This window comes from Caballeronia sp. M23-90 (assembly GCF_053574605.1).
The window spans coordinates 1-12192 of sequence record NZ_JBSIPA010000175.1 but is presented as its reverse complement, the minus strand read 5'-3'; the positions used below and the strand labels follow the sequence as shown (position 1 = coordinate 12192).

Here is a 12192-nt window from a genome sequence, read left to right as displayed (position 1 = left end):
GCGTTCGACCATCGCGTTCAAAAGACCAGCTTGCCATGCTAGCGGACGGCCCGACTATTATTTGATGGTCGGAAAGGTCAGCCGGCGAATCGGGAACGCCCGCGCGACTTAGATATTCCGGCGAGGCGACCATCACCCTATTGTTCCTGCATAGCAGCCGAGCCGTTGCGCTCGAATCAGCAAGCGTGCCGAAGCGAATGGCAACATCGACCCCTTCACGAAGCAAATCCTGCCTGGCATCGTCCATCAAAAGGTTAATCCGCAGTGCAGGATGCCTATTAAGGAAGGCTGGAAGGTTCGGTATGACCTCCCTTGTAGCAAATGTTGCTGGCAACGCCACACGCAGCTCTCCCTGGAGCTGGTCGGCTCCACGCACAGCCTGGTTGGCTTCATCAAGCGCGGCAAGGATAGGCTCGATGCGAGCCAGATAGTCGGCGCCTGCCTCCGTCAAGACACGGCACGGGTGGAACGCATAAGCAGCGGGGCACCCACGTCTTTCTCGAGCGTTGCGATGGCACGTGACGCGGAGGGTTGCGACAGCGAAAATTCACGTCCGGCTTTCGATATGCTCCCCGTCCGAACTACACGCACGAAGAGTTTCAACGCCGAAATACTGTCGGTCATGTCTGGGATGAATAGTAGAAAGTTCGATTGTGCGCCTTATCAACGTTCGATAAAGGGGTGATGCTCAATCAACGCCAACTCCGTTGGCTCTTTCACAGAGGATTCACCATGTCACAGCAGCAAAAGCTCGCAAATAAAGTCGCCATCGTTACTGGCGCGTCGAAAGGTATCGGCGCCGCTATCGCCAAAGAACTAGCTTCCCAGGGCGCTTCGGTGGTGGTGAACTATTCATCGAGCAAGGTCGATGCCGACCGAGTTGTGGGCGATATCGTCAAGGCTGGCGGGAAAGCGATTGCCGTTCAGGCCAACGTCGCCGTTGAAGCTGACATCGATAAGTTGTTTGCTGCGACCAAAGAAACATACGGAAAGCTCGACGTTCTCGTGAACAACGCAGGAATCTACTCGTTCGCGCCGCTGGAATCTGTCACTAGCGAAAGCATCACAGCGATGTTCAGCACCAATGTGTCGGGTCTCCTTTTCGCGAGCAAGGCCGCGCTGGCATTGTTCCCGCTCGAAGGCGGAAGCATCGTGAACATCGGATCGGTGGTTGGTGAGCTGACACCGCCGACGTCAGTCGTCTACTCGGGCACCAAGGGTGCAGTGAATTCGATTACGCGGGTTCTCGCAAAAGAGCTGGGCCCCAAGCATATTCGCGTCAACGCCGTGAACTCTGGCGCAGTCAAGACAGAAGGCTTTAAGTCGGCTGGCCTAGAGGGTGATTTCGAAGCAATGATGGTCGCGGCAACCCCGCTTGGCCGTGCGGGACAACCGGGCGACGTCGCCACAATCGTCGCGTTCCTCGCCTCGGGCGAAGCTGGTTGGATTTCCGGTTCGCTTATCGATGCTGCAGGCGGTTCGCGATAGGTTGAATCTTCTCAGACCCGCGCAAATTGACGGGCGGGTCGCGCGGACTAGGCACGGCAACCGCCCTCGCGTCAGCTCGTGAACGCTGCGGCAGTGGCCTAATTGCGCATTGCCCGGACGAATCTGGATTTGCGTCGTTACATGAGAATCCATTGAGCAAATGTGGGTTCGTCTCGTCGGTTTTATCTTTCATTCACCAGAACTTTGGGGTCCACAATGTCCAGTCTCTCAGGCAAGGTAGCAGTTATTAGCGGTGGCACGTCCGGTATTGGTTTAGCTATCGCACAAAGGTTCGTTGCAGAAGGCGCCCATGTTTTTCTTTTCGGTCGTCGGCAAGCCGAGGTGAAAAAGGCCGCTGAGTTGCTTGGGCCAAATGCCACCGCTATGCAGGCCGACGTCACGAAATTCGACGATCTTGACCAAGTAACCGCGGCCGTGAAAGCGAAGAAAGGTGTTCTCGACATCATCGTGTCGAGCGCAGGTTTGACGGAGCAAGCGTCGATTGACACCCTCACGCCCGCTCATTTCGACAAGACGTTCAATCTCAACGCTCGCGCACCGGTATTCTTGGTCCAGAAGCTACTGCCGCTGATGACACGAGGCGGCTCTATTGTCTTGGTTTCGTCGGCGATGCACGTCAAAGGCTTTCCGGGCCATACCGCGTATGCGGCGACCAAGGCGGCGATGCGGTCTTATGCCCGCACTTGGGCTGCGGAATTCAAGGACCGCGGCATTCGCGTCAATACCCTCAGTCCAGGCGTAATCGACACCCCAATGCTCGACGCCCAGGCGCCGACGCCGGAAGTACGCGAGGGATTGGTGAACATGTACCTCGGAATGATTCCGCTCGGCAGGCTTGGACGCGCTGAGGAAATGGCCAACGCAGCACTTTTCCTGGCGTCCGACCAGAGTTCATATATGACCGGTTCGGATCTGATGGACGATGGCGGTGCGGGTCAAGTCTGAAAGGGCTGTTTGCTCGAGTATTTATAGAGAGCTTGCGAGCGGCGCTGAAAACCGTAGGTTTCAAACTCGATATGGTTGAAACGAACGGCAAGAAAATAGAGGAGGCACTGCTGTCGATCAAAGCTATGATCGACAGACACTGACCGCCGAGCGTCAGCCGGAAGCTCATGTTTCGCCTTGAGACGTAGCTGCATTTAAAAGGTGAACACCGCACCGATGGCGACACTAATCACTACGGCGACCGCCGTCCCTTGCGGTAGTTTTGTCATATCCATCGCATCAGCGTCGCTGGCTAAATCGCCGACGAGGGACGTCTTTTACGCGGCGTAACAGGTTTCGACGTTGCGAGGGCGACCGACTCAGAGTCCGAAAGGTCAGTCACGGTCGGGCGCCTTAAATTGCCTTCCATAGCTTGCGCGAAGACCTGGTTCACAAACGCCTCCGAAATTGGCCCCGACGCCATTTGCAAACGGTAGTACATCGGGGCGTAGAGAATATCGATTGCAGCATCCACATCGATATCAGCGCGTATCTCTCCCTGCTTGATAGCCTCTTCCAGTACGTCAGAAACCAGTTTGCGTCGAGGCAGCATCCAATTTTCGCGAAATGCCTTCGCCAATTCAGGATCGAACTGAGCTTCAGCCATAAGCGCCCGAACGAGCGCGCCTACACGGCCCTTAAAAGCCTTGGCCGTGATGTGCATTTGCAGCCTCATGCGCTCCATTGAAGTTTCGGCATCCGGAAACCGCGAGGCCTGCCCCAACTGCCCGATGAAAGCCTCCATTACGACCGCGCCCTTGTTCGGCCATCTCCGGTAGATCGTCGTTTTGCCGACGCCCGATTTCGCCGCAATCGCTTCCAGGCTCACTGCTCGAAATCCCACCTCCAGAACCAGGTCAAGCGCTGCCTTAAGAATGGCCTGGTGGAGTATTTCGCTTCGGGGACGTCCGCCCCGTGATACGGGGACTGTCTGTTCATTCATGGTGTTTCCTCTGGGCAAGCAATTTTCGTCGTCTATTTTACATCAGGAACGATACGAAGCGTATCTTATCTAGACAGAAGCGTACGACATGATTCAAAAGCTGGGCCCTGCCTCCCTTGTCGGATGACGCTTTGTTGGCGCAAAGCCAATGCAGCAAAGGGGCTGCAAGCATCGGTCAACCGCTCAAGAAAAAATAAGTCGAAATAATTTACATACGACACGCTACGAAGCGTATCCTTTGTCATCAAATAACGATACGCAACGAAACGTAGCGTAAATGAATACCTACCTGAAACGCAGCCCTCCCTCATTTCGGACGCAATCATGAAAATCTACGACACCCCAGGTTTCCCCAATCCCGCTCGAATTCGCATCGTCCTGGCAGAAAAACAGATCGATTCGCAAATCGAATTCGTCAAGGTCGACCTTTTCGCGGCGGAACACAAGCAAAGCGCCTTTCTTGCTATTAATCCCGCGGGCACGGTGCCCGTGCTTGAGCTCGACGACGGCACGTTCATCTCTGAAGGTGTTGCAATCACCGAATATCTCGACAATCTCCACGGACATCCGGTGCTGACCGGCAAGACGCCCAAAGAGAAGGCCGTGATTCACATGATGCAGCGTCGCGCCGACGATCAAATGATCGATGCGATAGGCATTTACTTCCACCACGCGACGCCTGGCTTAGGCGAACGCCTGCAAGCCTATAAGAGCCCTGAGTGGGCACACCGCAAGGAATGGGGTGAGCGTCATCTGCAGAAGTTTGTTCAGGGCATGAAGTACTTCGACAGTGTGCTGAAGGACCAAGCTTACGTGGCAGGCAATGATTTCTCGATGGCCGATATCACCGTCTATGCCGCGCTCATGCATGCCGGTGCCGCTGGTATCGCGATTCCGGATGACTGCGCAGCGCTGTCTGCATGGCAAGCGAAGGTCTCGGAACGGCCGAGCGTGAAAAATCGCAGCGGCCAGGTGATGGAGCTGCCCGCCTGACAACGCGTCACGCCCCGCTCGTACGGGGCATGACGACTGCTCGATCCTCGTCGACTTTCCATATCACCTCCACTGGACAACTATCATGAAGCAATTTAGCAAGTCATCCGCCTTTCGCTTAAGTCTCATCGTGGCTGCTTTCGCGGCAGCGTTTTATATGACGCCTGCAAGCGCTTCGGTTGCCAAGACGGCGCCGGCGAGCAGCTCGTCCTACACGTTTCAAACCGTTCCCACTCAGTTCATTGATGTGGATGGCACGCGCATCGCTTATCGCCGATTCGGAAAACGTGACGGCATACCGCTAGTGTTTTTTCAGCACTTCGTCGGCAACCTGGATAGCTGGGACCCGAAGGTCATCGATGGATTCGCGCGTGAGCGCAACGTAATCATGTTCGATAACGCCGGTGTAGGCAGCTCGGGCGGCGATGTGCCCACCACGATAGAAGCAATGGCGAAACAAGCAATTGCCTTCATCCATGCACTTGGAATTACCAAGACCGATTTGCTCGGATTCTCGATGGGAAGCCTTGTGGCGCAGGAAGTGACCGCCGAGCAGCCCGATCTTGTTCGTCGTGTCGTCCTGGTGGGCAGTGGACCGCGAGGCGGCGCAGGCATGGCTACTTTGACACCTGAATTCCAGGGATTTTTGGCGAAGAAGCGCACGCCGCAAGAAGACCTGCTGTTGGATGTTTTCTTCACGCAATCAGATGCGTCGCAAGCTGCCGGCCGCGCGTTCCTCACGCGAATCCACACGCGAAAAGTGGATCGTGATGCGGCGATTGGAGCCAAGGTAGCGCCTGCTCAAGTGGCAGCCTTTGCTGCGTGGGGCGCACCGGCTAGCGACTCCAATGCATATCTGAAGGCGATTAAACAACCCGTTCTTGTGGTCGCCGGCAGCAATGACATCGTCCACTACACGATCAACTCTTACACGCTCCAGCAGAATCTGCCGGACGCCCAGTTGATCATCTATCCGGACTCAAATCACGGCTCGCTTTATCAGTATCCGGATCTGTTTCTTAAAGACGTGACTGTCTTCTTGGACCAACCCAAATAAGTAACTTCGACTGCTGGTAATAGCTTCCTTGCTTCGCCTAAAAGCATCCGCGTCCCATGCCGCATTACCTTGCGGTATGGGCTCGCACTTCTTATGCCCCGCTGACTTTAAGTCCAGCACCTGGATTATTCCGCTGAGGGGTCGTCGCGACTAACGGGTCAACCGCACAAAGCGGTTGCACAGCCATGTCCAGAATCTTTTTCTTGTGTCTCGGCGTATTCGCCTTGGGCGTTGATGCCTACATCATGGCTGGACTGCTGCCCTCAATCGGCTCAACATTTGCCGTGTCGCCTTCGAGCGCAGGACAAACAGTTAGCATTTTTACCGTCTTCTATGCGCTTTCCGCTCCGGTCTTCGGCGCTCTGACTGCTGGCAAACCGGTTCGGCGAGTTTTGATAATTGCATTGGGCATCTTCGCCATCGCGAACGCCTGCAGCGCGCTTTCGGGCAGCTTTCCTATGCTGCTTGTTACCAGAGCCATTGCCGGCATGGGTGCGGGCCTCTTTACGCCACTCGCGGTTAGCGCCGCCGCCGCGCTTGTCCCGGCGGATCGTCGGGGCCGAGCGCTTGGCCTAGTTATTGGTGGTCTGGCGATGGGAACGGCTGTCGGTGTACCTGTCGGCTTGGTGCTGGCTGCCCATGTCGGTTGGCGGGCGACGCTCTGGATGGTCACCACTCTTGGCGCCGCCGCGCTGATCGGTATCGCCCTGCGCCTGCCCGACGTTCCCGTTACGCCGCCGCCATCGCTTAAGCAACGTATCGCCATCCTCGCCGATGGGCGGGTCACGGCGACCGTCACGGTGTCGTTCTTGACGGCAGTGGCGTCGATTGGCTTGTACACCTACGTCGCCCCGATGTTCCTTACGGCCGCAGGTACACACAACGTGGTTCCTTTTCTCTGGGCGTGGAGTCTTGGTGGCCTAGCTGGGACCTATTTCGTTGGTATTTGCATCGATAAGACGGGGCGCCCAGAGTGGGTGATGGCAGTTATGTTGACGGCAATGGCCGTTTCGTTCATCGCACTTTCGTCGGTGCTGAAGGAACACTCGCTTTCGTTACTGTGCTTCTTCGTTTGGGGAGTCGCCGCGTGGGGTTCGCAAGCGCCGCAGCAGCACCGTCTGTTGTCCCTGCAACCAGAGCACGGGAGCACTGCGGTCGCATTGCATAGCTCGGCCCACTATCTCGGCAGTGCTGTCGGCGCCGCTCTCGGTGGATTTGCATTGGCCGCGGGCACGCCGGTGTCAAAGCTGCCGCTTTTTGCATTGGTAATTGTTTTGGTGACGCTGGCCATTCAGTTGCTCATCGCGAGTCGACGGGCTATGCCCTTTGCCAAGGCAGCCTAACGCTGTGTCCGACGGGCACACGCTCATTTCTTTAACCTTCACCCTTCGAGCTATCGTGTACAAATACCTAAAGAAATTCGCAAGCACGCTTGTCGCTGCGTCACTACTATTCTCAGCAGGCATTCTTAACGGATGTGGCAGTTCGAGCGCTTCCACCAACGCTACCGTGGTGCTCGTGCATGGCGCTTGGGCCGACGGTTCGAGCTGGTCGTCGATTATCTCGATATTGCAAAAACGTGGCCTGAAAGTCGTGGCGGTGCAGTTACCACGAACTTCCCTGACGGACGATGCAGCCGTTGTCACCCAAGCAGTCGATGCACAAAGCGGCCCCGTCATTCTGGTCGGACACTCCTATGGCGGCGCCGTTATTACGCAAGCGGGCAACGATGCGAAGGTAGCAGCGCTTGTTTATGTATCGGCGTTTGCGCCCGGTGATGACCAGTCGATCAACGACCTAACAAGTCCCTTTCCCAAGCCTGCGTGGGAGAGCGGTCTCATCGTCAATTCAGCTGGCTATCTCACCCTGTCGACTGACACCTATCTGAATAGCTTTGCGCCGGACGTTGCGAAAGACAGTGCCGCTGTGCTCGCCGCTACACAAGGCCCACTCTTTGCACATTGTCTCGATGACAAAGTCACTGTGGCAGCGTGGAAGTCGAAGCCGTCATGGTGGGTCTACGGAGACCAGGACCAAATCATTCCCCCACAGTTGCAACAGGCTGAAGCGCAGGCACTCAATGCTCAACTGACGGTAATTCCAGGCGCCAGTCACGTTGCGCTAATCACGCAGCCCAATGCTGTCGCAAATGTCATCATTGATGCGGCTACCAAGACTGGTAACCTTTGAAATCTTGACGAATCGACCGCTTCGGCCTTTCAGCGGCGAGACGCCACCGGTGCCGTTATTTGGCCCAACGTAAAACAAGCGTTCGCTCGCTCCGCCATTTGGCCGGGCGCATTTTCGTTCGATTGGGCTTCGTTATCAAACGAAGCGCATCGAAGACCACGCTCGAACAGAAATGCTAAGACGTGGTGAACTAAAACGGCTTGAACGGAAGGAACTTTCCGTCGAGCGTAATGACTGCCCGCGAACCGCCCTCCGGGTCTTCGACCGTCTTGATGTCAAGTTTGAAATTGACCGCGCTAATAATGCCATCCCCGAATTGTTCATGGACTAGCGCCTTCAGCGTCGACCCGTAGACTTGCACCATTTCATAGAAGCGATATATCGTCGGGTCCGTCGGCACTCCCGCCGCTAAACTTCCTCGCAACGGTACGCTCTCAAGTAATGCAATAGCGTCTGGCTCAAGTTTCAGGCGATTGCCCACCAGCCGCGCAGCATCCTTCGGAAGTGGATGCTGTCCAAGCAGCGCGGCGGTAACAAAAACGATGCTGAGGTTTGTCTCTTCTGCAAGTTGCGCAAATGATAGCCCCAGACGAGCCTTTGATTTCAAAATGACGTCGGTCAATGCAAGACGTGCATCCGGGGAAACTTGTGATTGCCGCATGATGGTTCCTTAGAGAATGAAAATGCTTTAATCGACCGCTGCCGATTAGCTTTGAACACCTGGTCAGGCGTGTATCTCGGGGTGCTCGGCGAGCGACACGAACCGGTTGTCGCGCGAATCGAGTGCATCGATATGTCCTGACTCGATGTCAAACACCCATCCGTGAAGCGACAAGGTTCCTTGCTGCAGCGCCAGCGCGACGCAGGGGTGGGTTTTGATGTTGGCGAGTTGTGCCTCGACGTTTTGACGGGTCAACGCTTGGAGCCGGTGCGCCGGCGAAGCGTGCGTTTGTGCTGCATTGATGACCTTGGCTGCATCGGCATATCGCAACCAGTTCGCCACGGCGGGCATATGGTCTAGGCATGTGCATGCGGCAATTGCAGACATGGCTCCGCAATCAGAGTGTCCGCAAATTACGATGTCGCGAACCCCGAGGGAGGTCACGGCGTATTCGACGGAAGCGGATACTCCGCCTGGGCTTGCACCGTGCGACGGGACGATATTTCCGGCGTTGCGAATCACGAACAAGTCTCCTGGGCCGCGCTGCGTTAGCAATTCCGGGACCACGCGGCTATCCGAGCATGCGATGAATAAAACCTGTGGCGTCTGATTGCTGGCCAGACGTTTGAAAAGCGCCGCGCGCTTCGGAAACTCTTCCTGTTGGAAACGCAAGAAGCCTTCTATGACATTGCGCATGGCAGCTTTCCTTGGGTCAAGCCAGACCTCAGCGAGACAGTTGCTCGACCGCGTGGTCGGTGGTCCAGAGGGCATGTGCCAGAAAACGGTAGTTGATAATGGCGGCAAGGTAGCCGTCACCTTCAGGCAGACGCGGACCCGCAGTTGCATCGCGCACCACAGCCACTTCGAAACCCTGCTCGATCAGCTCCCGCAGATGCGACTCTATGCACAGGTTCGCGGCCATGCCCGCGAGAATGATCTGCGAGACGCCGTGTTTTCGAAGTTGGAGAGCTAGATCGTTTGTTTCTGGACCGTATATTTTGTGCGGTGACGCAATGATCGTCTTTCCGTCGAGGATGTAAGGCTTGTACTCCTCGAGGAAATCAGCACCCGAGCCCTCAAACCCTTTCAGCGTGTTCGGCCCTTTGCGGTCGAACATACAGAGCTTGTGCATGACCTTCTCCACGGGACCACCAAATTTCCACTCGTGGTCGCGCGGATAGTAGTAGTGCGGCGAAACTGCCACGGTCAAGCCCACTTCCTTGGATACTTTCAACAAGCGCCCAATGTTGGATACGGTGTTGTTCTCCACAATGCTTTCACCGAACAAGGCCCAGCTTGCGCCGGCGGGGCTCAAAAAGTCGTTCTGCGGATCGACCACCACTAACGCAGCTCGTGATAGATCCAGTTTGAAATCGCTAGGCGGCAGCGCCGGGTTGACCGGATCTGCATAAAAGTTCGCGTTAGCTTGCTCTGCTTGGCTTGAATCGCTCATGACGTCCTCTGTGTTTCGTTTGCTGCGAAAGGACCGGCCTCTCTTCGAGAGAGTCGGCTTGATTTATATATGACCAGTCGTCTATTAATTAGCTAAAATTTTTTAATGGAGCAACAACGGCAGTACGACTTTTCCAAATCGCTCGAGCGCCTTGCCACTTCGCTCCACCTTCGCACGCATCACCGACCCTTCATAAGCCTCAATGATGATTGCTGCGAGCTGACGAGAATCCATCTCAGAATGTAGTTCGCGACGCTCTTGCGCCTCACGCAAGCATGTTGCAAGCGCACCTTCCCACCGGCCAATCACATCAGCTAGTTTTCCGCGCGTGTCGTCGCTATCGCTAGCGAGCTCAAGCGATAGGTTGCCAATTAGGCAACCAAGTACGAACCCATGCTCGCGATGATCCTGCGTTAAACTTGCGAAAAACCGTTCGATACGCAGTAATGGTTTGAGGCGGGCATCGTACAAAATGGGCCCGTGCCGCAGTTCGATAGCTTGCCAATAATCTTCAAGAATCTCCGCAGCAAACGACTCCTTGCTATCGAAATAATTGTAGAACGAGCCCTTGGGCACTCCCGCGGCTTGTGTGATTTCCTGCACGCCAGAGTTGTTGAACCCGTGTTCGTGAACAACCGCCCGGCCAATCGACAACAGCCGGGAACGTACTTCGGGATTTGGAGGCCTTGGCATTACGGCTTTCACTAATTAAAGAGACGATGTAGCAAGATAGTCGGTCATCTATTAATTGTCAAGCTCGTAGTGCGGTTCGATGCAGATGATCTTGTGTGAGATTATGCGGTCGAGAAAAGCCCTCCGATAAACACCGATTGCGGTTGCCGCCCTCGTCCGCCCTATGCCACCTATAAAGTTGTTCTCAGATGCGCCGTTAAACCTAGGTAGGCCGCTATGCGGTTTAAAAGCCATAAAACTGAGGACACATTTGGTGCGCACATTGGGGAATTTTTTGGATTATCGCGGGCGGACTTTTTGCGAGCCTTGCATGGGTGATTCTTGGCTGTATCGCGTTTATTTCGATCATTGGGATACCTTGGGGTCGCGCGTGTTTCGTGATGGCCAAACTCACACTGGCTCCATTCGGTAAGATGGTCATGTCCCGAAAGGACTTAAGCCTGAAGCAAGATGTCGAGACCGGCGCGCTTGGAACACTTGGGAATATTGTTTGGCTTGTCACCGGTGGATGGATCATGGCGCTGTCACATGCTCTTTATGGTGCCGGCTGCTGCGTCACGATCATCGGCATCCCTTTCGGCATTCAGCATTTCAAGCTTGGCGGACTGGCCTTGATGCCTATCGGTAAAACCGTTGTGCCGCTCGAGGTGGCGTTAGTCGCATCCAAAATGAATGCCGAGGCACGCGTTGCCAATCTTCGGGCAGGTGCGTAGCCAGCTCGTTCAAGCAACGTCGTCCGCTCCACGCTCTCAGCTGACGTGAGCCTCGCCGCATTCGCATGCGGCGTCTGCGAAGGCCGCTGGTCGTCGCTTAAGATACGTCCGCTCAAGGTGCGTCGAGAGGCGGCAAGCCATTGGAGGGCTCAACTTCCAGCAAGGAAGCGCATCGGTAGCTAGGTCATCTAGTTGATATCGTGTCACGCTGATAACCCTACTTTTCTCCTAAGAAAGGAGCTACATAGGCGTGCAAATCTCTTCCGCCCACACGCGTCTACCACGAAAGCAATCTGCGCGAACATCCAACCCGCGCTCGATGAGGCTCGACAGTTAAAGAATCACGGGCCGATTCCTGCCCGTGTTTGCGCCTCTTTCAGTATGCAGCGCCTTAAGCTTTGCCGGCAACTCAACGGGCATATTCCTCGGTGCTTATCCTGGCAGCAAGAGACTCAACACAGGATCGGGGCAGCCAAGTAAAGACTATTCCCTCACGTCGCCGAGGATCTCGCTTCGGTTCGGCTAGGGGCGTTACCAAAATATGCAACCCTGCCAAGTAGTACTACTGTGTCATAAGATTCATGGCATTATAGGAGCTTCTTCATCCTTTACAAGAGGAAGCGATGGACTGGGAGACATCGTTCGACGAGTACCTGGAGCACCTATGCGACACAATTGGACATATTGATCGTCGTGCCGGGTTGGTGGGCTATTGCCAAGGGTTGATGCTGCCGATTGCGCGTAAAAGTGTCGAGCCGCTGGCAGCCCATCTCGAACCTCATCGCGTGAGTGCACGTCACCAGTCCCTGCATCATTTCGTTTCAAAGTCCGAATGGTCTGACGCCGCATTGATGGAACAGGTTCGGCGCTGGGTATTGCCGCACATGAATCCGTCAAACGGACTGTACTGGATCATTGACGACACGGGCTTTCCGAAGAAGGGAAAGCATTCGGTGGGCGTGGCGCGGCAATACTGCGGGCAGTTGGGTAAGCAGG

15 protein-coding genes are annotated in these 12192 nt (G+C 55.5%); 8 read left to right on the top strand and 7 right to left on the bottom strand.

Translation table 11 applies throughout. The features are described 5' to 3' along the window. Positions 1-451, bottom strand: a 451-nt coding sequence (locus ACRXB1_RS18095) for a substrate binding domain-containing protein (protein ID WP_449492760.1), incomplete at its 3' end; no start/stop codon positions are given. Further along, on the bottom strand, positions 448-624 hold the full coding sequence (locus tag ACRXB1_RS18090; protein ID WP_449492759.1) for a helix-turn-helix domain-containing protein: 177 nt from the start codon (positions 622-624) through the stop codon (positions 448-450). The genes ACRXB1_RS18095 and ACRXB1_RS18090, both read right to left, overlap by 4 nt. A gap of 108 nt (positions 625-732) precedes the next feature. Between ACRXB1_RS18090 and ACRXB1_RS18085 the strand changes: the two genes are divergently transcribed. Further along, the gene (locus tag ACRXB1_RS18085) at positions 733-1488 is read left to right on the top strand and encodes a glucose 1-dehydrogenase (protein WP_449492758.1); all 756 of its coding nucleotides are present in this window, start codon (positions 733-735) and stop codon (positions 1486-1488) included. 216 nt (positions 1489-1704) lie between these two features. Beyond that, positions 1705-2454 carry an SDR family NAD(P)-dependent oxidoreductase gene (locus tag ACRXB1_RS18080; RefSeq protein WP_449492757.1) on the top strand — a complete coding sequence of 250 codons (750 nt, stop codon included), beginning with the start codon at positions 1705-1707 and terminating at the stop codon, positions 2452-2454. A gap of 292 nt (positions 2455-2746) precedes the next feature. Here the strand turns inward: ACRXB1_RS18080 and ACRXB1_RS18075 are convergent, their stop codons facing one another. Then, positions 2747-3436: a TetR/AcrR family transcriptional regulator gene (locus tag ACRXB1_RS18075; RefSeq protein ID WP_449492756.1), complete on the bottom strand. Its 690-nt coding sequence runs from the start codon at positions 3434-3436 to the stop codon at positions 2747-2749. A gap of 324 nt (positions 3437-3760) precedes the next feature. Between ACRXB1_RS18075 and ACRXB1_RS18070 the strand changes: the two genes are divergently transcribed. From ACRXB1_RS18070 to ACRXB1_RS18055, 4 genes are all read left to right on the top strand, one after another. Beyond that, the gene (locus ACRXB1_RS18070; RefSeq protein ID WP_449492755.1) at positions 3761-4429 is read left to right on the top strand and encodes a glutathione S-transferase family protein; all 669 of its coding nucleotides are present in this window, start codon (positions 3761-3763) and stop codon (positions 4427-4429) included. A gap of 85 nt (positions 4430-4514) precedes the next feature. Continuing rightward, the gene (locus ACRXB1_RS18065) at positions 4515-5486 is read left to right on the top strand and encodes an alpha/beta fold hydrolase (protein ID WP_449492754.1); all 972 of its coding nucleotides are present in this window, start codon (positions 4515-4517) and stop codon (positions 5484-5486) included. A gap of 185 nt (positions 5487-5671) precedes the next feature. After that, entirely contained in the window at positions 5672-6829 is a 1158-nt protein-coding gene (locus ACRXB1_RS18060; protein WP_449492753.1) for an MFS transporter, read from the top strand. Between the two features lie 55 nt (positions 6830-6884). Further along, the gene (locus ACRXB1_RS18055; protein ID WP_449492752.1) at positions 6885-7676 is read left to right on the top strand and encodes an alpha/beta hydrolase; all 792 of its coding nucleotides are present in this window, start codon (positions 6885-6887) and stop codon (positions 7674-7676) included. Positions 7677-7866: 190 nt separating this feature from the next. On the opposite strand, the gene cynS is transcribed toward ACRXB1_RS18055, so the two are convergent. The 4 genes from cynS to ACRXB1_RS18035 all read right to left on the bottom strand — a co-directional run bounded on the left by cynS (position 7867) and on the right by ACRXB1_RS18035 (position 10483). Continuing rightward, positions 7867-8337 carry a cyanase gene (gene cynS, locus ACRXB1_RS18050; RefSeq protein ID WP_449492751.1) on the bottom strand — a complete coding sequence of 157 codons (471 nt, stop codon included), beginning with the start codon at positions 8335-8337 and terminating at the stop codon, positions 7867-7869. Positions 8338-8400: 63 nt separating this feature from the next. Further along, complete coding sequence (locus ACRXB1_RS18045; RefSeq protein WP_449492750.1) at positions 8401-9033, bottom strand: carbonic anhydrase; 633 nt, start codon at positions 9031-9033, stop codon at positions 8401-8403. A gap of 28 nt (positions 9034-9061) precedes the next feature. Beyond that, positions 9062-9790 carry a cysteine hydrolase family protein gene (locus tag ACRXB1_RS18040; protein WP_449492749.1) on the bottom strand — a complete coding sequence of 243 codons (729 nt, stop codon included), beginning with the start codon at positions 9788-9790 and terminating at the stop codon, positions 9062-9064. A gap of 102 nt (positions 9791-9892) precedes the next feature. Continuing rightward, positions 9893-10483, bottom strand: a complete 591-nt coding sequence (locus tag ACRXB1_RS18035; RefSeq protein ID WP_449492748.1) for a TetR family transcriptional regulator C-terminal domain-containing protein — start codon at positions 10481-10483, stop codon at positions 9893-9895. A 314-nt stretch (positions 10484-10797) separates the two neighbouring features. On the opposite strand from ACRXB1_RS18035, the gene ACRXB1_RS18030 reads away from it, so the two are divergent. Together ACRXB1_RS18030 and ACRXB1_RS18025 are read left to right on the top strand one after the other, a co-directional pair. Further along, positions 10798-11196: a YccF family protein gene (locus tag ACRXB1_RS18030; RefSeq protein WP_449492747.1), complete on the top strand. Its 399-nt coding sequence runs from the start codon at positions 10798-10800 to the stop codon at positions 11194-11196. 623 nt (positions 11197-11819) lie between these two features. Then, the coding region (locus ACRXB1_RS18025) for a transposase (RefSeq protein ID WP_449492746.1) at positions 11820-12192 on the top strand (373 nt) is incomplete at its 3' end.

Bases quoted from the DNA above. Each gene is read 5' to 3' on its own strand.
- ACRXB1_RS18090 (WP_449492759.1), bottom strand. From the start codon at position 624: ATGACCGACAGTATTTCGGCGTTGAAACTCTTCGTGCGTGTAGTTCGG.
- ACRXB1_RS18085 (WP_449492758.1), top strand. From the start codon at position 733: ATGTCACAGCAGCAAAAGCTCGCAAATAAAGTCGCCATCGTTACTGGC.
- ACRXB1_RS18080 (WP_449492757.1), top strand. From the start codon at position 1,705: ATGTCCAGTCTCTCAGGCAAGGTAGCAGTTATTAGCGGTGGCACGTCC.
- ACRXB1_RS18075 (WP_449492756.1), bottom strand. From the start codon at position 3,436: ATGAATGAACAGACAGTCCCCGTATCACGGGGCGGACGTCCCCGAAGC.
- ACRXB1_RS18070 (WP_449492755.1), top strand. From the start codon at position 3,761: ATGAAAATCTACGACACCCCAGGTTTCCCCAATCCCGCTCGAATTCGC.
- ACRXB1_RS18065 (WP_449492754.1), top strand. From the start codon at position 4,515: ATGAAGCAATTTAGCAAGTCATCCGCCTTTCGCTTAAGTCTCATCGTG.
- ACRXB1_RS18060 (WP_449492753.1), top strand. From the start codon at position 5,672: ATGTCCAGAATCTTTTTCTTGTGTCTCGGCGTATTCGCCTTGGGCGTT.
- cynS (WP_449492751.1), bottom strand. From the start codon at position 8,337: ATGCGGCAATCACAAGTTTCCCCGGATGCACGTCTTGCATTGACCGAC.
- ACRXB1_RS18045 (WP_449492750.1), bottom strand. From the start codon at position 9,033: ATGCGCAATGTCATAGAAGGCTTCTTGCGTTTCCAACAGGAAGAGTTT.
- ACRXB1_RS18040 (WP_449492749.1), bottom strand. From the start codon at position 9,790: ATGAGCGATTCAAGCCAAGCAGAGCAAGCTAACGCGAACTTTTATGCA.
- ACRXB1_RS18035 (WP_449492748.1), bottom strand. From the start codon at position 10,483: ATGCCAAGGCCTCCAAATCCCGAAGTACGTTCCCGGCTGTTGTCGATT.